The following is an 18123-nucleotide window of genomic DNA, read 5'->3' on the forward strand; positions in this document are numbered from 1 at the left end:
GGCGATGAACTCGGCGCGAAGGCCGGCTCGGCGTGCCGACGGCGATCGCGAGCGATTGACCTTCGAAGAACGGAAAGGACGCTTGGCGGAAAGGAACAGGAATCGATGGCGGCGCAAAGTTTCCTTGAGCCCGCCGCGAGCGGGCCGGTTCGCGTCGCGATCGAATGAAAAACGGCTCAGTGAAGACGCGCAATCGCCTCGAGGATCGTGTCTCCGCAGTCCGTGAGACGAGGACGCGTGACGCCGCTTGCGAGTTCTTCAAGCGCCACGAGCTGCCGCTCGACGAGAGCGCTAAGTTCGGCGCGGTCCGCGATCTCGTCGGCAGCGTCTTTGACCAGCAAAAGGGTAGCGAATTCGTGAGGGCTCAGCATGTTCATTCCCGCTTTCGATCAGTAGAAGCGACTCGATTTCCAAATGGCGCTCGGCAATTCTGCCCGGCTGCATCTAAAGGAAAAGTATTAAGAATATCCGCGGTTGTAAATTGAATAAGCGGCATGAATTACCCAAGGCCGCAAAGTGCGAATGAATCCGGTAACTTTTCCGGCGCCCCGAGGGCGGAGCCGCCTGGCAGAACGGAGTGGAGCAGGTCGAATACTAAAGTCCGGCTGCGGCCTTTGCAATAAGGGGCAGCCCGAATCTATCGGGCTGCGTCGCGGGCGGAAAAACAGCCGAATTGTATGGCTTTTTAATCGACATCGATAATTCAAAACAGTGCCATTATTTAATGCGGGCTTCCACATAGACAATTGCACTGCCTTTCACCAACGACCGCACGGCGACACGATCAGCCCGGCAACATCGGTCGCCGCCAGGACCGCCAGGAACAGCAGGGTCGACAACAGGCTGACGCGGGTGATGACCGCAATGCGGCGCACGAGCGGTTGGTTCGAACGAACGCCCGCTTCATGCGCCACCGTCGCCGCCACCCGCCGGTTACGCCAGGCGAAAGCGGCGCCGCCTATGCCGATGCTCAAGCACACGGCACTGACCAACGCGCTCGTGGTCAACACGCTGTGCACCCATGGCCGGGGCGCTGGTTTGTCATAGGCGAAGCAGCTTTGCGCCGCGAGCGCCTCGACGATGCCGATTTGCGCGAACCACGCCAGCGGCGCGGCCAAGAGCCCGATCAGCAACGCCGGCGCACCGAGCGGATGGCGTTCGCGGCGCGGCGTAGCGGCCCTCCCCGCACCGGTTCGGGCACCCTGCTTCGGTTCGCCGCGCACCGGGCTTGGCGAAGTCTCTTCTTGTACAGGCAATACGTTCTCCCAGTCGAAGTCGTTGCATGGACGAAAGCGGCTTGGCGGCAAGGAGCGCGCGCATCAAGACAGCTGAAGGAACGCGAAACGCCTATTGCGCGGCCACCTTCAATTGGTTCTTGACGCCCGCGACGCCAGCGACGTTCTGCGCCACATCTTCGGCGGCCGCCTTGTCGTCCACGCTCGGCACCGTGCCGCTCAACCAAACGATGCCCTGGCGTGTCTGCACGTGGATATGAGCCGACTTCACGTTCTTTGCGGTGAGCAGATCGGCCTTCACTTTCGTGGTGATCGTGCCGTCGTCGAGATGCTGCCCCATCGTTTCCGACTTTGCCGGCGGGGCCGAACCGCTGGTTTGCGCGGTCGCGTTCAGCGCGAAGGCGATGCACGCGACGCTGCAAGCCGCCCTGAGGAACTCGGTGGACTTCATGGTTTCTCCTTCGGATGATTCACAGGCTTTGACATTCCCTACTTGCTTTGCCTGATCCCGCAAGGAACGTTCCTCTGTGCCGAAAGGCGGCCGCCTCCTGCTGTCCCGTTCGCTCGGAGCGAGTGATGTGGGCAGCCGCAGCCGCATATTACGAAACGCGTTGTAAATATGACGTGAAGCAACACACCCTCACGGCGTGCGCTGCGCTTCATCGATTTTTTTTGATTGGTTCAAGGCCGCCAGACCGGCCCATCAGGAAAGCCGTACTCGTCGAGCGACGCCGCATGCATTTCGATGCTATAGCCCGGACGTTGCGGCGGCATGTAACGGCCGTTGCGGATCACGACCGGATCGACGAAATGCTCGTGCAAATGATCGACGTATTCGAGCACCCGGTTTTCCAGCGATGCCGACACGCAAATATAGTCGAACAGCGAAATATGCTGGACGTACTCGCACAAACCGACGCCGCCCGCATGCGGACACACGGGCACGCCGTATTTCGCCGCCATCAGCAAAACGACGATCACCTCGTTCAGACCGCCGAGGCGGCAGCTATCCACTTGGCAGAAGTCGATCGCATGCGCCTGCAGCAATTGCTTGAACATCACGCGGTTATGGCAATGCTCACCCGTCGCGACGCCGATGGGGTGAAGCCGCTCCCGGATGGCGGCATGACCGAGAATGTCGTCGGGACTCGTGGGCTCCTCGATCCACCACGGATCGAATTCCGCGAGGCGCCGCATGTTCGCCACCGCTTCATCGACATCCCACACCTGGTTCGCATCCATCATCAGCTTGCGGTCGTCGCCGATTTCTTCGCGCAGGATGCGGGCCCGCCGCACATCCTCTTCCAGATTGCCGCCCACCTTCTGCTTGAAATGCGTCCAGCCTTGCGCGACGCCCTCGCGGGCGAGCCGCCGGATCTTGTCGTCGTCGTAGCCTAGCCAGCCGGCCGAAGTCGTGTAGGCCGGATAGCCGTGCGCGAGCATGTCCTGTTCGCGCTCGGCCTTGGTGTTCGCATGCCGGTGCAGCATCGCGATCGCTTCGTGCGGCGTGATCGCGTCGGTCACGTAGCGAAAGTCGAGACAACGCACGAGCGCTTCCGGGCTCATGTCGACGAGCAGCTTCCACACCGGCTTGCCTTCCGCTTTTGCCCACAGGTCCCAGGCGGCATTCACGACGGCCGCCGTCGCGAGATGAATGGCGCCTTTGTCCGGGCCGATCCAGCGCAACTGGCTGTCGGACGTCAACGCGCGCCAGAACGCGCCCATGTTCGCGGCGATCGCTTCGAGCGTCTTGCCGACGATCAGCGGCGCGAGCGCCTGTACCGCGCTCACGCAGATCTCGTTGCCGCGCCCGATCGTGAAGGTGAGGCCATGACCCGTGAGCCCCTGCGGCGAATCGGTTTCGAGCGTCACGTAAGCGGCGGAGTAATCCGGCGCGGCGTTCATCGCGTCGGAGCCGTCGAGCGAACGCGAGGTGGGAAACCGTATATCCCGAACCGACAGTCTTGTGATCGTAGTCATCTGCGCACCCTCCGGGAACGGCTGCGGCCCACGCGTTGCATGGGACCCGGGTAAGCGCCAAAGCGCTAACTCGGGTCGACAAAAAAGGAAGGGCCGCGGCCCTTCCTCTCCCGTCAAGCCTTGGCGCCTTGGCGCTTCGGCAGCGCCGGTCAGTCGTAAAGCACCGCAGCGATCTTGGGATCGCTCATATTGCTCTTGTCGTACCAGTAGAAGCCCGTGTCGACTTTCTTGGGCAGCGTCTCGCCCTTGAGCGCCTTCACCGCGGAGTCGACCACGCATTTGCCGATGCCGACCGGGTTCTGCGTAATGGCGCCGAGCATCAGGCCGGAGTTGATGTCGTCTTTTTGCTCCTTGCCGGAGTCGTAGCCGATCAGCACGAGCTTCTTGCCCGATTCCTTGACGCCGATCGCCGCGCCTTCCGCGGAACCTTCATTGGCGCCGAAGATGCCCTTCAGGTTCGGATTGGCCGCGATCATCGCCTTGGCGATTTCCGCCGACTTCAAGTGGTCGCCGCCGCCATATTGCACGGAGACGATCTTGATGTTCGGATGCTTGGTCTTCATCTCGTTCAAGAAACCATCGCGGCGATCGATGCCGGTGCGGCTCGTCTGGTCATGCACGATCACGGCGACTTCGCCGGAATCGCCGATTGCCTCGGCCATCTTGTCGGCAGCGAGCGCGGCGGCGGCGACGTTGTCGGTCGCGCAGGTCGTCAGCGGAATGTTGCTGTCGACGCCGGAGTCGAACGCGATCACCGGGATCTTTTCGGACTGCGCCCGCTTCAAGAGCGGAATGGCCGCTTTGCTGTCGAGCGCGGCAATGCCGAGCGCCTGCGGCTTCTTGGCGAGCGCGGCCGACAGCATGTCGATCTGCTTATCGACCATCGCCTCGGTTTCCGGACCCTCGAAAGTGATCCTGACGTTGTGCGCCTTGGCCGACTGTTCCGCGCCGGCTTTGACGGCCTGCCAGAACTGATGCTGAAAACCCTTTGAAATAAGCGGTATATACGGCTCGTCCGCGACGGCAAGAGTCGTCCCGCCAATGAGCGCGCCAACGCCGAAAACGACAGCGAATATTCTTCTATCCAACATGATGTCTCTCCTCCTAAGGTGGACCATCGACCTTCAGTTGTGTGGAGCCTTTTGCACTCCCCCTCTTGATCTCGTATTGCGCCCCGTCAGCTCTTCTTGCGCCGCAAGATATCGGCGTAGACCGCGAGAATGATGATGAGCCCCGTCACCACGATCTGCCATTCCTGCGCGACGGACAGGATGCGCAGGCCATTCGTCAGCACGCTCATGATAAAAGCGCCGATGATCGTGCCCAGAATCGTGCCCGAACCGCCGGAAAGCGAGGTGCCGCCGATGACCACGGCCGCGATCGCTTCGAGCTCGTAGCCCTGGCCCAGGGCCGGCTGCGCCGAGTTCAGGCGCGACGCGATGAGGAGCCCCGCGACGCCGCAAATGGCGCCGCCCAGGCTGTAAATGGCGATCTTCCAGCGATCGACATTCACGCCGGACAAGCGCACCGCTTCTTCGTTGCTGCCGAGCGCGAACGTGTAGCGGCCAAGCGCCGTGCGATTGAGCGCGATCGAACTCACGATTGCCAGGAAAAACAGAATCAGGACCGCGTTCGGAACGGGCACGCTCGGCAGCACATAGCCGATCAGCGAATCCTGCGAGATCCGGTAGAAGTTTTCGGTGTCGGTGAAATAGATCGGCTCGTCGGATGAGACGACGAGCGAAAGACCCTTCATCAGCAGCATCATGCCCAAGGTCGCGATGAAGGGCGGTATTTTCATTTTCGCCACCAGCGTTCCCGACACGGTTCCGCAGAGCGCGCCCGTCCCGATCGCAGCCACGACGCCGGTCCACATCGGCAAATGCCAGTAGGTGAGAAACACGCCGCAAATCACGGCCGTGAAGGTCATCAGCGTGCCGACGGACAAATCGATGCCGCCCGTGATGATGACGAACGTGCAGGCGATCGCCAACACGCCGTTGACCGCCGTCGCCTGCAGAATGCCGAGAATATTGTCCACCTGCATGAAAGCGGGCGAGGCGAAGCCGAAGAACACCAACAGCAGGATCAGGCTCGCGAAGGCGAGCAGCCTTTGCAGGGTGCTCGGCGCGAAGATGCGCGCTCTCAGGCTCGGCGGTCTTTCCTTGCTGCCCAGCGTCGACGTATCCAATGGCTGTGTCATGAAATGGACCCCTAAAGACTCACGCCGCTTTCAAGGTTTCGCGCTGCGTGGCCAACTGCATGATGCGCTCTTGCGTCGCCTCCGCCGCCCAGAGTTCGCCGGTGATGCGCCCCTCGCACATCACGACGATGCGGTCGCTCATGCGCAGGATTTCCGGCAATTCCGACGAGATCATCACGATCGCCTTGCCCTGCTCGGCGAGCGCGCGCAGCAGCTTGTAGATTTCGCTCTTGGCGCCGACATCGATGCCGCGCGTCGGCTCGTCGAAGAAGAGCACGTCGCAATCGCGCTCGAGCCACTTCGCCACGACGATCTTCTGCTGATTGCCGCCCGACAGGAGCCGCACCGGCTGCGTCGCCGACGGCGTGCGAATGGCGAGCAGCTTGATGAAATGGGAGGCTGTGCGGCGTATCTGAGTGCGGCGCAAGATGAAGTTGAGCGCCAGGAACTTGCGCAAGTTGGACATCACGATGTTCGATTCGACGTCCATTCCGGTCGCGAGGCCGAAGCGCTTGCGGTCTTCCGAGAGATAGCCGATGCCGTGCGCCACCGCGTCGCTCGGCGTTTTGATCGTCACTTTCACGCCTTTCACGATCGTTTCGCCGGAATCGACGGGGTCGGCGCCGAACACCGCGCGGGCGACCTCGGTGCGCCCCGCGCCCATCAGGCCCGCAAAGCCCAATATCTCGCCTTTGCGCAATGCGAAGCTCACGTCCCTGACTAGCGGCCCGGCGTTGAGATTCTTCACTTCGAGCGCGACCTCGCCTTGGCCCGCGGCGCGGTGAGAAGGCGCGACATCGGTCAAGGTTCGGCCGACCATCATGCCGATGATCGCTTCGACCGTGGTGTCTTTAGTGGCGACCGTAGCCACATATTCGCCGTCGCGCAGCACGGTGACGCGGTCGGAAATCTGCTTGAGCTCGTCCATCTTGTGCGAGATGTAGATGATTCCGACGCCCCGGTCCCTAAGCTGGCGGATGATGCGGAAAAGCTCGGCGATCTCCGCGTCGTTGAGCGCCGAGGTCGGCTCGTCCATGATCAGGACGCGGGAATCGAACGACAACGCCTTGGCGATCTCGACCATCTGCTGCTTGGCGACGGTGACGGAGCCGACAATCGCGCGCGGATCGAGCTTCACATGCATGCGGGCGAGAATGGCGCGCGCGGCTTCGTTGAGCTTGTCTTCGTCGAGAAAGAGGCGCAGGCGTCCGCGCGGCTCGCGGCCGATGAACATGTTCTGGGCGACGCTCAGATGATTCATCAGTTGGAGTTCCTGATGAATGATGCCGATGCCCACGGCCTGCGCCTCGCGCGGGCTATGGAGCTCGACCGGCTGACCGTCGTAGAGGATTTCGCCCGAATCCCGGGTATAGACGCCGGCGAGGATCTTCATGAGCGTCGATTTGCCGGCGCCGTTCTCGCCCATCAGCGCGTGGACTTCACCGGCCATGAGCTCGAACTGAACGTCGTGAAGCGCCCTCACGCCGGGAAAGCTCTTGCTTAGCCTTCTGACGGAAATAAGCGGGGTCATGGCACGGGTTCGACAAACCGATGGGAAACTATTTTACGTCGCTGCAAAGCAGCGGCTCAAGTTCTGGCATTCCTCTACGCCGCGCGACATGGCCACTCCGCTTGATCCCGCTATTTGGGCTCCGCAACGGCGTAGCGCCGCACCCCGCCGCCTACCCGAGCGTCGCAACAAGCCAGCCTGTAAACGCGGACACCAGCGGCATGTCCGCCAGCTCGTGGCGCGATACGAGGTAATACGCGTGCCTTGCCGGCACCGTGACATTGAATGGGCGGATCAAGGTGCCGTCGGCGAGATCGTCCCGCACCGAGAAGCTGTCTCCCAGCGCCACGCCCTGCCCGCGCACGGCCGCTTCGATACCGATGTGGGCGTTGCCGATCTCCAGAATCCGTATCCCCTCCAGCTTGTCGGCGGATGCCGCGGCGAGCCATCGCATCCAGGATCCCGAGTGCTCGCAGAACAGCGTCTTGCCGACGAGATCCTGAACCTTGCGGATCGCGCCGTCGCTGTTCATCAGCGCGGGGCTGACCACCGGGAACAACGCCGGATGCGTGATGAGCGTGACCTTGCGGTCGCGCCAGCGGCCCTCGCCATAGCGCACACAGACGTCGACGTCAGGCGAATAGACCTCCCGGTCGTCATTCGACGGGATGATCTTGAGATTGATCTCCGGATACGCGTCGAGGAACTCGCCGATGTGGCGCGCAAGCCATCGCGATGTGAACGACAGTGGGGCCGACACGACAAGATTGCCGACCATCTCGGGCGAATCGAGCCTGACGACGGCGTTGGCAATCATATCGAACGCGCCCTTCACGGGCTCCAGAAGCACCGCCCCCTCCGGGGTCAGCTTGACACGCGCCTTCGACCGGACAAACAGCGCCACGCCGAGCGCCCCTTCCAGAATCCGGATTTGGTGGCTGACGGCGCTCGTCGTGACATGCAGTTCCTCGGCCGCGCTCGACACGCTGCCACGCCGCGCTGTGGCCTCGAACGCACGTAGCGGATTGAGCGGCGGTAGACGATGGCGCACGGGTGGGTGTCAGGTGTTGAGAAAAATTTCATTTAATCCGAATCAAAATCTCGCTACAAGAGAAAATTTGGACGACTACAGTGTGAGCCACTCAACTGCGTCAAGGTTTGCGGCAATGAACATTTCTGAACCGATCGGGCGTCTGTGGGGCGGCCGCTTCCAAGCGGAGCCTTCTGAAGCGTTGAAGGCGCTTTCCCGCTCAGACCCGAGCTTCTTTCGCCTCGCGCCGTACGACCTCGCCGGCTCCCGCGCGCATGCGCGCGAACTGCGCCGTGCAGGCATCCTGAACGACGACGAGCTGCAGCAGTTGCTCGACGCCATGACGCAGATCGAGGCCGACTTCATCGCGGAGCGCATTCACCCGTCGCAAGCCGACGAGGACGTCCATACGTTCCTCGAACGCGTGCTCACGCAACGCCTGCCCGCCATCGGCGGCAAACTGCGCGCGGGCCGCTCGCGCAATGACCAAGCCGCCAACGACCTGCGCCTCTATCTGCGCGACGAGGCACGCAAGCTCGCGCTTGGCGTGATCGATCTGCAGCGCGCGCTGCTCGAGCAGGCGCAGGCCCATGTCCAAAGCATCACGGTCGGCTTTACGCATTTGCAGCCGGCCCAGCCGGTGGTGTTCGCGCATCCGCTGCTGGCGCACGCGCAAGCGATCTATCGCGATGTCGACCGTCTGCTCGACTGGGACCGCCGCTCTGCGCGCTCGCCCCTCGGCGCAGCCGCACTAGCCGGCTCGGCGATCTGCGTCCAGCCCGAGCTCTCGGCTGCGGAGCTCGGTTACGACGCCCCCTGCGAAAACTCCATCGATGCCGTCGCCTCGCGCGATCACGTCGCCGAATTCGTGTTCATCGCGAGCATGCTGGCGGTGAACCTGTCGCGCCTGTCGGAGGAAGTGATTCTGTGGACGTCGCGGCAGTTCCGCTGGGTCGAGCTCGACGACACGTATGCGACGGGCAGCTCGATCATGCCGCAGAAAAAAAACCCGGACATCGCCGAATTGACACGCGGCAAGGCCGGGCGTCTGATCGGCAACCTGAGCGGCCTGCTGGCCACGCTCAAGTCGCTGCCGCTCGCGTACAACCGCGATCTTGCCGAAGACAAGGTCGCGGCGTTCGATTGCATCGACACGCTGCAGCTCGTCTTGCCCGCGATGGCCGGCATGATCCGCACGATGCGCGCGAACGTCGACGAGATGCGCCGGCAGGCGCCGCTCGGGTTTACGCTCGCAACGGAAGTCGCCGACTGGCTCGCGCTCGCCGGCGTGCCGTTCAGCGAAGCGCATGAGATCACCGGCGCGCTGGTGCGCGCGTGCGAGGCGCAAGGCGTCGAACTCGGCGACGTATCGGCGGGCATGCTGGCCGAAGTCGATGCGCGTCTCGCGCCGGACGTGCTGGCACACGTGACGCCCAACGCTGCCGTCACCGCCCGCCGCGGTTTTGGCGGCACCGCGCCTGCGCGCGTGTCGGAGCAAATCGCACGCTTGGAGAGCGCAATCGACAAGCAGGCCGCGTGGGCGGCCAATTACCGGGGGCCGGCATGTTGAGCGCATCGGAGCACCATCAAGGCGCCGCGAATCTCGCCGCGGACGCAACGAACGTCGCCGACATCGGCGACGTTAGCGGCCTCGAACGCGTGCGCCGACGCTACTGGGGCCGCTACGCCGCCTCCGCGCTCATCGTCGCGTGCCTCGGCTACATCGTGCTGGCGTTCGCGCGCGGCCAGATCGAATGGGCCTACGTGGGGCGTTTTTTTACCGCGCGCTCGATTCTGACCGGGCTCGGCAACACGATCGTCATGACGATTCTCGCGATGAGCCTCGGCATCGTGCTCGGCGTCGCGACGGCCGTCATGCGGCTGTCGACGAACCCGGTGCTCAACGTCGCGGCGCAAGGGTACGTCTGGCTCTTTCGCGGCACGCCGGTGATCCTGCAGTTGCTCTTGTGGTTCAACCTCGCGCTCGTCTTTCCGTCGATCGGCATTCCCGGCGTGGCCGAATTCCGCACCGTCGACCTGATGACGCCGTTTCTCGCCGCGCTGCTCGGGCTCGGTATCAATCAAGGGGCGTACACCTCGGAAGTCGTGCGCGCCGGGCTGCTCTCGGTGGACACCGGCCAGTACGAAGCCGCCAAGTCGATCGGCATGCACCGCCTGCAGGCGCTGCGCCGCGTGATCCTGCCGCAGGCCATGCGCGTCATCATCCCGCCGATCGGCAACGAACTGATCGGCATGGTCAAGCTGACCTCGCTCGCGAGCGTCATTCAGTATGCCGAGATGCTGCACAACGCGGAGAACATCTATTACGCGAACGCACGCGTGATCGAACTGCTGATCGTCGCGGGCATCTGGTATCTCGTCGTCGTGACCGTGCTGTCGCTCCTGCAGTCGCGCGTGGAGTTGCGTTATGCGCGCGGTGCGGGCCGCGCGGCCGCACGCAAGTGACCCAGCGAATCGCTCTACCGTTGAAGGAACAGACATGACTTCGATTGTTCGCGCTTCAGGCGTACGCAAGTCGTATGGCGAATTCGAGGCGCTCAAGGGCATCACGCTCGACGTCGCGCAAGGTGAAGTGCTGTGCATCATCGGCCCGTCGGGCTCGGGCAAGAGCACGTTTCTGCGCTGCATCAACCAGCTCGAGACGATCAGCGACGGCGCGCTGTGGGTCAACGGCGAGCTGGCCGGCTACCGGCAAGCGGGCAACAAGCTGCACGAACTGTCGGAAAAGCAGATTGCCCGCCAGCGGCTCGCCACCAGCATGGTGTTTCAGCGCTTCAACCTCTTTCCGCACAAGACCGCCCTGGAGAACGTCATCGAGGGACCGGTTCAGGTGCTCAAACGCCGTCGCGCCGAAGCCGAAGTGGAAGCACGCGCGCTGCTGGCGCGCGTGGGCCTCGCGCACAAGTGCGACGCGTTCCCGATCGAGCTGTCGGGCGGCCAGCAGCAGCGCGTCGCGATTGCGCGGGCGCTCGCGATGCATCCGCAGTTGATCCTGTTCGACGAGCCGACTTCGGCGCTCGACCCGGAGCTCGTCGGCGAAGTGCTGGCCGTCATGCGCGACCTTGCGAAAAGCGGCATGACGATGATCGTCGTGACGCACGAATTGGCTTTTGCGCGCGAGGTGGCCGACCGCGTCGTCTTCATGGACGGCGGCCAGATCGTCGAAAGCGGCTCGCCGGAGCAGGTGCTGTCGCAGCCGCAGCACAGACGCACCCAGGATTTCATCTCCGCCGTCATCGCATGAACCGATGCCGCCGCTCAGCTTCACCCGCTTCTTCCCACCGTCCTTACTTCCAGCGAGGCGAATCGCCATGACCCAGTCCTTCATCCATCGTGCCTTCGTTGCGGCGGCGCTCAGCGCCGTCGCCTTTCATGGATCCCTCGCCGCCGCGCAATCGGCTGCGGTCAAGAACCCGATCGTCGCGGCCATCGTGCCGAACTATCCGCCGTTCGAATTCAAGGACCCGGCCACCGACAAGCTCGCCGGATTCGACGTGGATCTCGGCGAAGCGCTGGCGGCGAAGATGGGCGTAAAGATGCAGTGGGAAGAGACGAGCTTTGACCAGATGCTCAGCGCCGTCGCCACGAAGCGCGTCGACATCATCCTGTCGGGCATGACCGATATTCCGGCGCGCCGCGATAGCGTGTCCTTCGTCGACTACATCGCGACCGGCCCGCAGTTCTACACGCTCAAGACCCAGGCGGCCGCCTTGCCGCAGATGGAGTCGCTGTGCGGCAAGCGCGTCGGCACGAGCCGGCGCACCTCGTTTCCGAACGACATCGCGAACTGGAGCGCAGTGCACTGCGTGAAGGCCGGCAAGCCGGCGATCGACGTCGTCGGCACCGACGGCTCGGCAGACGCGCGGCTGCAGCTGCGCCAAGGGCGCATCGATGCCGGCGTGCAAGGCGGCGAAACGCTGCCGTATCAGAACAGCATCGAGCAGAACGCGTATGCGCCGATCGGCAAGCCGTTCATGACGCAGTACACGGGCATCGGCGTCGCGAAGAGCAATACCGCACTCGCATCGGCGCTGGCGACCGCGCTCGACCAGCTCATCGCAGACGGCACGTATCAGAAGATCCTCGCCAAATGGGGGCTGCAAGAACATGCCGTGCAGAAAGCCGCCGTCAACGCGCCGATCTGACGCGGCATGACCGGGCACATGCCGCGCTGGCCGGACGCGAACCGTTCGTGCGTCGCGCTCGCGTTCGATCTCGACGGTCCGACCGGCGACGCGATGTTGAACGGTTCGATCTGGCGCAACCCTTCGTACTTCACGCTGGGCAGCTACGGGCCGTGGCGCGCGCTCGGCCGGCTGCTCGACGTGCTCGACGATCGAGCCGTGCCGGCCACCTTCTTCGTGCCGGCCTGGGTCGTGGAGAACTGGCCCGGACAGTGCGCCGCGATCGTCGAGCGCGGCCATGAGGTCGCCTACCACGGCGATCGGCACGAAGCGTTCTGGACCCTCGATCGCGACCGGCAGCGCGAAGTCATGGCGCGCTCGGCCGCGGTGTTCGAGCGCTATCTCGGCATTCGCGCGGTCGGCTTTCGCACGCCGTCCGGCGACTGGGGGCCGGATACGATTCGCATCCTCCAGGAAGCCGGCGTGCAGTATTCGAGCTCGATGCGCGGCGACGATCGTCCGTACTTGTTGCCGGCTGAAAACGGCAGCGCGCCGCTCGTCGAGATTCCGGGCCGCTGGGAGATGGACGATTACGCGTCGCTCGCCTATCAGCGCAAGCCCGATTTCCCCGCAGGCCTCGATCGCATCGCCAGCTACGAGACCACGCTCGACAACTGGATGCGCGAGTTCGACGGCGCGCATCGCGAAGGGCTGTGCCTGACGACGCTGTGGCACCCGAAGGTATGCGGCAAGCCCGGACGCATCGGGCTCATCGAGCGGCTCATCGGCCACATGCAAGCGCAGGGCGGCGTATGGTTCGCACGCTGCCGCGACGTCGCCGACTGGTGGCTTGCGCATCACGAATCATTCGAGCGGCAGGACTCTACGTGACCCACCTTCCACGCTGGCCGGACGGCGCGCGATGCGCGGTCGCCGTCACCGTCGACTTCAACGACGAACACGGCATCCTGACTCAAGAGCCGCGCATCGCGGGACGCGAGAAATCGCTCTCGGTCTGGCGCTATGGCGCCAAGCGCGGCGTCGACCGGGTGCTGGCCGCGCTCGATGAATTCGGCGTGCCCGCGAGCTGGTTCGTGCCGGGACGCGTGGCCGAGACCCACGCGGATACGCTGCGTCGCATTGCGGCGCGGCGCCACGAGATCGGCCTCAGCGGGTACCGCTGCGAAGACTACGACACACTCACCTTGAGCGAACAACAGAACACCTTCGACGCAGGCCACGCCGCACTGCGAAGCACGCTAGGGCACGACGCCATGGGCTTTCGTTCGTTCAGCGGCAACTGGGCGCCCGGCTTTGCCGATTTCCTGCGCGAGCGGGGCATCGAATGGTCGTCCTCGTGGCGCGGCGACGACCTGCCCTACTATCACGCCGACGATACGGAGCCCGCGCCGCATAGAGCGAAGCTCGTCGAACTGCCGCTGCACTATGAACTCGAGGACGAACCCTACTTCGTCTACAACCTCGCGCCGCCGGTGCCCGTCGGGCAACCGAGAATCGCTTCGTATCGCGAAGTGCTGGGCAACTGGAAGCAGGATTTCGACGCGTTCCATCGCTTTGGCTTGTGCTTCGTCATGAGGCTGCATCCGGAAATCATCGGCACGGCGGGCCGCATCGACATCCTGCGCAACCTGCTGGCTCACATGCGCTCGCACGGCGACGTCTGGTTCGCGACCGGCGCCGACCTGGCGCGCTGGTGGCGCGACACCGTGCCCGGCAATGAGCAGGGACATCCCGTCGAAATCTACGCCAAACACAGGCAACACGCATCGTGACGCAGAACCCACCGTCTCTCGCGGGACAGCTCGCGGCATTCGTAGCCGCTACGCCGGCCGGCGCGTTGCCGGCAGAGGTCGCGCACAAGGCCGTTCGTCACGTGCTCGATACGTTCGGCGCCGCGCTGGCCGGCGCGCGCGCGCTCGAAACGCGCTGCGCGCTCGAGCTCGTCGCGCGCCAGAGCGGCGGCGCGGCGGCGTGGGGCACGCCGTACCAGCTGACCGCGCGCGACGCCGCCTTCGTCAACGGCGTGGCCGCGCATGCGCTGGAACTCGACGATTCCGGCGGCTGCGACCATTCGGGCGCGGTCGTCCTGCCCGCGGCGCTTGCCGCGTTGTCCTGCACTTCGCGGCCGGTGCCGGGACGCGAATTGCTCACCGCGGTCGTGCTCGGTTACGACGTGGCGCGCCGCGTGCTGGAAGCGGCGGGCGGTTATTCCGCTCACAACGGCGCCGGCTGGCATTCGACCCTGACCTGCGGCGTATTCGGCGCGGCGGCAGCCAGCGCGCGCGTGCTGGGACTCGACGCCGCGCAGACCGGCTTCGCCTTGGGCCATGCGGCAAGCTTTGCCGGCGGTTTGTGGGGCTTCATCCACGACGCGTCGCAAACCAAGCGCCTGCATGCCGGACGCGCCGCGGAGGGCGGCCTGCTCGCCGCGCTGTTCGCCCGGAAGAACGTGAGCGGGCCGGCGCAGGTCTTTGCCGACGTGTGGGGCGGATTCTTCAACACGTTTGCGCCGCAGACCCAGCAGCCCGGCTTGCTCCTCGACGGCTTGGGCCAGAACTGGAAAATCATGCGCTGCTCGATCAAGCCTCACGCATCGTGCCGCAGCGCCCATGCCGCCGTCGACTCCATGCTGATGCTGACGCGCGGCTTGACCTACGATGCCGCCGACGTTCGCGGCGTGCACGTGCGCCTGAGCGGGTTCGTGAACCGCATGTGCGGCGCGCGCGATCTCGGCACGCTTGCCGCCGCGCAAATGAGCCTGCCCTACGCGCTCGCCGCCGCGCTCGTATTCGGCGATACCGGAATCGACGCCTATCGTGCCGAACGGCGTGCCGATCCGCGCATTGCGGCCATGCTCGCGCGAATCACGCTGGAGGTCGATCCCGCGATGGCCGATCTGGACGAGCCCGAGGTGACGCTCGCCGCGGGCGGCGCGCCGCCCGCAAAGCAGCGGGTGCTGGTGCCGCTGGGCAGTCCCGGCAACCCGGTTTCGGACGACGCCCTGCTGAAGAAATTCCAGACGCTCGCAGGGATGGTATTGAGCGAACCCGCAGTGAACGCGCTCGCTGATGCGGTTCTCGGCATCGAGTCGTGCGCCGATGCGCGCGCATTCGAGCCCCTGGTTCTCGGCGCGGCGGACTCGCGCGCGCTCCTTTGCTGAACACGCTGACCGCCCTTCTGCTTCGCTGTCTGCCCGCCGGCGCGGCCTCAGCCGTATCGAGGCATCGATCGGCGTCCACCCTGCCGGCCGGTTCTCGGCATCGATGAGATTGAAGCGCTCCGGCGTCTGAAAATCGGCGTACTCTCGCACCTGCGCCCTTCTGCTTTTCGTCCGAATTGGTAACGATTTCAACCGGATGCGATCCGATGCCTAACGACATTCCAGAACCGCAAGCCATCTGCAGTCCGATCACCCGCAGCGCAATCTACCTCGTCGCGACGCTCGCGGCTGGCCACGACCCCGCCGCCAAAGGGCGCTCCGATAAAGTGCGCGCGTGGTGTGCCGGCGTCGCCGCCCTCGTCCGCTCGGTCGGCAAGCGCGTGCCGTCGGGCAATCTGTCGTGCGTGTGCGGCTTCGGCTCCAGCGCGTGGGACACGCTGTTCGGCGCCCCCCGCCCTGCGCGCCTGCATCCGTTCCGCGAATTCGGCGCGGGAGAACGCCGCGCCGTCGCGACGCCGGGGGATCTCCTGCTGCACATCCGCGCGGACCCGATGGACCTCTGCTTCGAGCTCGCCGCGCAATTGGCGGGACGGCTCGGCGACGCCGTCTCCGTGGTCGACGAAGTGCACGGCTTTCGCTACTTCGACTTGCGCAGCATGGTCGGCTTCGTCGACGGCACCGAGAACCCGGCGGGCCGCGAGGCTGTCGATTTCACCGTGATCGGCGACGAGGACCCGGCGTTCGCAGGAGGCAGCTACGTGCTCGTGCAGAAGTACCTGCACGACATGACCGCCTGGAACGCGCTGTCCGTCGAGGAGCAGGAACGCATCATCGGCCGCACGAAGCTGTCCGACATCGAGCTCGACGAAGCGGTCAAGCCGACGTCGTCGCACAGCGCGCTGACGACGCTCGAAGAGAACGGCAAGGAAGTGAAAATCCTGCGCGACAACATGCCGTTCGGCCGCCCCGGCATGGGCGAGTTCGGCACCTACTTCATCGGTTACGCGCGTTCGCCCGCGCCGCTCGAGCAGATGCTCGAGAACATGTTCGTCGGACGACCGCCGGGCAATTACGACCGTCTGCTCGACTACAGCCGCGCGGTCACGGGCGGTCTGTTCTTCGTCCCATCGGCGAGCCTGCTAGCGGAACTCGCGCAACGATAGGGCCTTTTCACGCTGATAGCAGGCTTGCGCCGGCCGCCGGAAGGAGATGTATGAACCACCCCCACGCTCACTTGCTTTGCATGGGACCGGAGTACGCGCTAAAGCGCTACTCCGGATCGACACGTTCGCTGCGCCCTGGGGGACAGGAGGCATCATGACTCAAAGCTTCGAAGCCGTCATCATCGGCACCGGACAAGCCGGCCCTGCGCTCGCCGCGCGGCTGTCGGGTGCGGGCATGAAAGTCGCCGTCGTCGAACGGGGACGGTTCGGCGGCACGTGCGTCAACACCGGCTGCATCCCCACCAAGACGCTGATTGCGAGCGCCTATGCGGCCCACCTGGCTCGGCGGGCTGCCGAGTACGGCGTCGTGATCGGCGGGCCCGTCACGGTCGACATGAAGCAGGTGAAGGCGCGCAAAGACCAGATTTCGGGGCGCTCCAGCGGCAACGTGGAAAAGTGGGTCCGCGGCCAGCAGAACTGCACGGTCTACCAGGGCCACGCCCGCTTCGAGAGCGCGCATACGGTGCGAGTCGGCGGCGAATTGCTGGAAGCGGAGCGGATCTTCATCAACGTCGGCGGACGGGCGCTGATTCCGCCCATGCCCGGCCTCGACCAAGTGCCCTACTTCACCAACTCGACCATGATGGATGTGGACTTCCTGCCGGAGCATTTGATCGTCGTCGGCGGCAGCTACATCGGGCTCGAGTTCGGCCAGATGTACCGGCGCTTCGGGTCGCGGGTGACGATCGTGGAGCGAGGCCCGCGCCTGATTCAGCGCGAGGACGAAGACGTGTCGCAGGCGGTGCGGGAGATCCTCGAGGCCGAGGGGATCGACGTCCAGCTCGATTCCAACTGCCTGAGCGCGCGACGCGACGCAAGCCAGGTGGTCGTCGGACTCGATTGCACCTCTGGTGCGCGTGAGGCAGCGGGCACGCATCTGCTGCTCGCCGTCGGGCGCGTGCCGAACACCGACGATCTCGGACTCGACAAGACCGGGATCGAGATCGACGCGCACGGCTACATCAAGGTGGACGAGCAACTGCGCACCAGCGTCCCCGGCATCTGGGCGATGGGCGACTGCAACGGACGCGGTGCGTTTACCCATACGTCCTACAACGACTACGAGATCGTTGCGGCCAACCTGCTCGACAACGACCCGCGCAAGGTGTCGGACCGCATCCCGGCGTACGCCTTGTTCATCGACCCGCCGCTCGGCCGCGTCGGCATGACGCTGGACGAGGCGAAGCAGTCGGGCCGCAAGCTGCTGGTGGGCACCCGGCCGATGACGCGCGTCGGGCGCGCCGTGGAAAAAGGCGAGAGCCAGGGGTACATGAAGGTGATCGTCGACGCCGACTCCAAGGCGATTCTCGGCGCCTCGATCCTCGGCGTGACGGGCGACGAAGTCGTGCATGCGCTCCTCGACGTGATGTACGCGAAAGCGCCGTACACGACGATCAGCCGCGCGGTGCACATCCATCCGACCGTGACCGAACTGGTGCCGACACTGCTTCAGGATTTGCATCCTCTGGCGTAGCGCGGCTACGAAAGAGCCACGTTATGCCTCGGCTGCGTCAGCGTCGCCGGCTGGAGAATGGCTTCGAGCTGTGCGCGGCTGAGCAGTCCTCGCTCGACGACGATTTCCGCGACGCTTCCCGATCGCCGTAGCGCCCAGGTCG

At 64.7% G+C, this 18123-nt stretch carries 17 protein-coding genes; 9 read left to right on the plus strand and 8 right to left on the minus strand.

Annotated elements, in window-relative coordinates; genetic code table 11:
- Positions 1-176: 176 nt before the first annotated feature.
- From J3489_RS11220 to J3489_RS11255, 8 genes are all read right to left on the minus strand, one after another.
- Positions 177-371 (minus strand): hypothetical protein, encoded by a 195-nt coding sequence (locus J3489_RS11220; protein ID WP_206998064.1) that lies wholly within the window; start codon positions 369-371, stop codon positions 177-179.
- Between the two features lie 387 nt (positions 372-758).
- Positions 759-1133: a hypothetical protein gene (locus J3489_RS11225; protein ID WP_206997864.1), complete on the minus strand. Its 375-nt coding sequence runs from the start codon at positions 1131-1133 to the stop codon at positions 759-761.
- Between the two features lie 214 nt (positions 1134-1347).
- Positions 1348-1686: a BON domain-containing protein gene (locus tag J3489_RS11230; protein ID WP_206997866.1), complete on the minus strand. Its 339-nt coding sequence runs from the start codon at positions 1684-1686 to the stop codon at positions 1348-1350.
- A gap of 230 nt (positions 1687-1916) precedes the next feature.
- Complete coding sequence (locus J3489_RS11235; protein ID WP_206997868.1) at positions 1917-3215, minus strand: L-fuconate dehydratase; 1299 nt, start codon at positions 3213-3215, stop codon at positions 1917-1919.
- Positions 3216-3364: 149 nt separating this feature from the next.
- A complete protein-coding gene (locus J3489_RS11240; protein ID WP_206997871.1) occupies positions 3365-4306 on the minus strand; it encodes an ABC transporter substrate-binding protein in 942 nt (313 codons plus the stop codon).
- An 86-nt stretch (positions 4307-4392) separates the two neighbouring features.
- Positions 4393-5418 (minus strand): ABC transporter permease, encoded by a 1026-nt coding sequence (locus J3489_RS11245; RefSeq protein ID WP_206997873.1) that lies wholly within the window; start codon positions 5416-5418, stop codon positions 4393-4395.
- Between the two features lie 19 nt (positions 5419-5437).
- Positions 5438-6949, minus strand: coding sequence for a sugar ABC transporter ATP-binding protein (locus J3489_RS11250; RefSeq protein ID WP_206997875.1), 1512 nt, complete (start codon positions 6947-6949; stop codon positions 5438-5440).
- A gap of 151 nt (positions 6950-7100) precedes the next feature.
- Complete coding sequence (locus J3489_RS11255; RefSeq protein ID WP_206997877.1) at positions 7101-7979, minus strand: LysR substrate-binding domain-containing protein; 879 nt, start codon at positions 7977-7979, stop codon at positions 7101-7103.
- A 115-nt stretch (positions 7980-8094) separates the two neighbouring features.
- Here J3489_RS11255 and argH point away from each other — a divergent pair, with 115 nt between their 5' ends.
- The 9 genes from argH to J3489_RS11300 all read left to right on the plus strand — a co-directional run bounded on the left by argH (position 8095) and on the right by J3489_RS11300 (position 17981).
- On the plus strand, positions 8095-9528 hold the full coding sequence (argH, locus tag J3489_RS11260; RefSeq protein WP_206997878.1) for an argininosuccinate lyase: 1434 nt from the start codon (positions 8095-8097) through the stop codon (positions 9526-9528).
- Positions 9522-10424, plus strand: coding sequence for an amino acid ABC transporter permease (locus J3489_RS11265; RefSeq protein WP_206997880.1), 903 nt, complete (start codon positions 9522-9524; stop codon positions 10422-10424). The genes argH and J3489_RS11265 overlap by 7 nt, the downstream gene beginning before the upstream one ends.
- Positions 10425-10458: 34 nt before the next feature.
- Positions 10459-11223: an amino acid ABC transporter ATP-binding protein gene (locus tag J3489_RS11270; protein ID WP_206997882.1), complete on the plus strand. Its 765-nt coding sequence runs from the start codon at positions 10459-10461 to the stop codon at positions 11221-11223.
- Between the two features lie 67 nt (positions 11224-11290).
- Positions 11291-12124 (plus strand): ABC transporter substrate-binding protein, encoded by an 834-nt coding sequence (locus J3489_RS11275; RefSeq protein WP_206997884.1) that lies wholly within the window; start codon positions 11291-11293, stop codon positions 12122-12124.
- Between the two features lie 6 nt (positions 12125-12130).
- Entirely contained in the window at positions 12131-12994 is an 864-nt protein-coding gene (locus tag J3489_RS11280) for a polysaccharide deacetylase family protein (protein WP_206997885.1), read from the plus strand.
- Entirely contained in the window at positions 12991-13896 is a 906-nt protein-coding gene (locus J3489_RS11285; RefSeq protein ID WP_309491361.1) for a polysaccharide deacetylase family protein, read from the plus strand. Before J3489_RS11280 ends, J3489_RS11285 begins: the two co-directional genes overlap by 4 nt.
- On the plus strand, positions 13893-15284 hold the full coding sequence (locus J3489_RS11290) for an MmgE/PrpD family protein (RefSeq protein ID WP_206997889.1): 1392 nt from the start codon (positions 13893-13895) through the stop codon (positions 15282-15284). The genes J3489_RS11285 and J3489_RS11290 overlap by 4 nt, the downstream gene beginning before the upstream one ends.
- A 206-nt stretch (positions 15285-15490) precedes the next feature.
- A complete protein-coding gene (locus tag J3489_RS11295; protein WP_206997890.1) occupies positions 15491-16447 on the plus strand; it encodes a Dyp-type peroxidase in 957 nt (318 codons plus the stop codon).
- A gap of 154 nt (positions 16448-16601) precedes the next feature.
- Positions 16602-17981 (plus strand): FAD-containing oxidoreductase, encoded by a 1380-nt coding sequence (locus J3489_RS11300; protein WP_206997892.1) that lies wholly within the window; start codon positions 16602-16604, stop codon positions 17979-17981.
- Positions 17982-18123: the final 142 nt, after the last annotated feature.

This window comes from Trinickia mobilis, from assembly GCF_017315705.1.
In the GTDB taxonomy this organism is placed as follows: domain Bacteria; phylum Pseudomonadota; class Gammaproteobacteria; order Burkholderiales; family Burkholderiaceae; genus Trinickia_A; species Trinickia_A mobilis.

Coding starts and splice junctions, on each gene's coding strand:
- J3489_RS11220 (WP_206998064.1), bottom strand. CDS start 371: ATGCTGAGCCCTCACGAATTCGCTACCCTTTTGCTGGTCAAAGACGCT.
- J3489_RS11230 (WP_206997866.1), bottom strand. CDS start 1,686: ATGAAGTCCACCGAGTTCCTCAGGGCGGCTTGCAGCGTCGCGTGCATC.
- J3489_RS11235 (WP_206997868.1), bottom strand. CDS start 3,215: ATGACTACGATCACAAGACTGTCGGTTCGGGATATACGGTTTCCCACC.
- J3489_RS11240 (WP_206997871.1), bottom strand. CDS start 4,306: ATGTTGGATAGAAGAATATTCGCTGTCGTTTTCGGCGTTGGCGCGCTC.
- J3489_RS11245 (WP_206997873.1), bottom strand. CDS start 5,418: ATGACACAGCCATTGGATACGTCGACGCTGGGCAGCAAGGAAAGACCG.
- J3489_RS11250 (WP_206997875.1), bottom strand. CDS start 6,949: ATGACCCCGCTTATTTCCGTCAGAAGGCTAAGCAAGAGCTTTCCCGGC.
- argH (WP_206997878.1), top strand. CDS start 8,095: ATGAACATTTCTGAACCGATCGGGCGTCTGTGGGGCGGCCGCTTCCAA.
- J3489_RS11265 (WP_206997880.1), top strand. CDS start 9,522: ATGTTGAGCGCATCGGAGCACCATCAAGGCGCCGCGAATCTCGCCGCG.
- J3489_RS11270 (WP_206997882.1), top strand. CDS start 10,459: ATGACTTCGATTGTTCGCGCTTCAGGCGTACGCAAGTCGTATGGCGAA.
- J3489_RS11275 (WP_206997884.1), top strand. CDS start 11,291: ATGACCCAGTCCTTCATCCATCGTGCCTTCGTTGCGGCGGCGCTCAGC.
- J3489_RS11280 (WP_206997885.1), top strand. CDS start 12,131: ATGACCGGGCACATGCCGCGCTGGCCGGACGCGAACCGTTCGTGCGTC.
- J3489_RS11295 (WP_206997890.1), top strand. CDS start 15,491: ATGCCTAACGACATTCCAGAACCGCAAGCCATCTGCAGTCCGATCACC.
- J3489_RS11300 (WP_206997892.1), top strand. CDS start 16,602: ATGACTCAAAGCTTCGAAGCCGTCATCATCGGCACCGGACAAGCCGGC.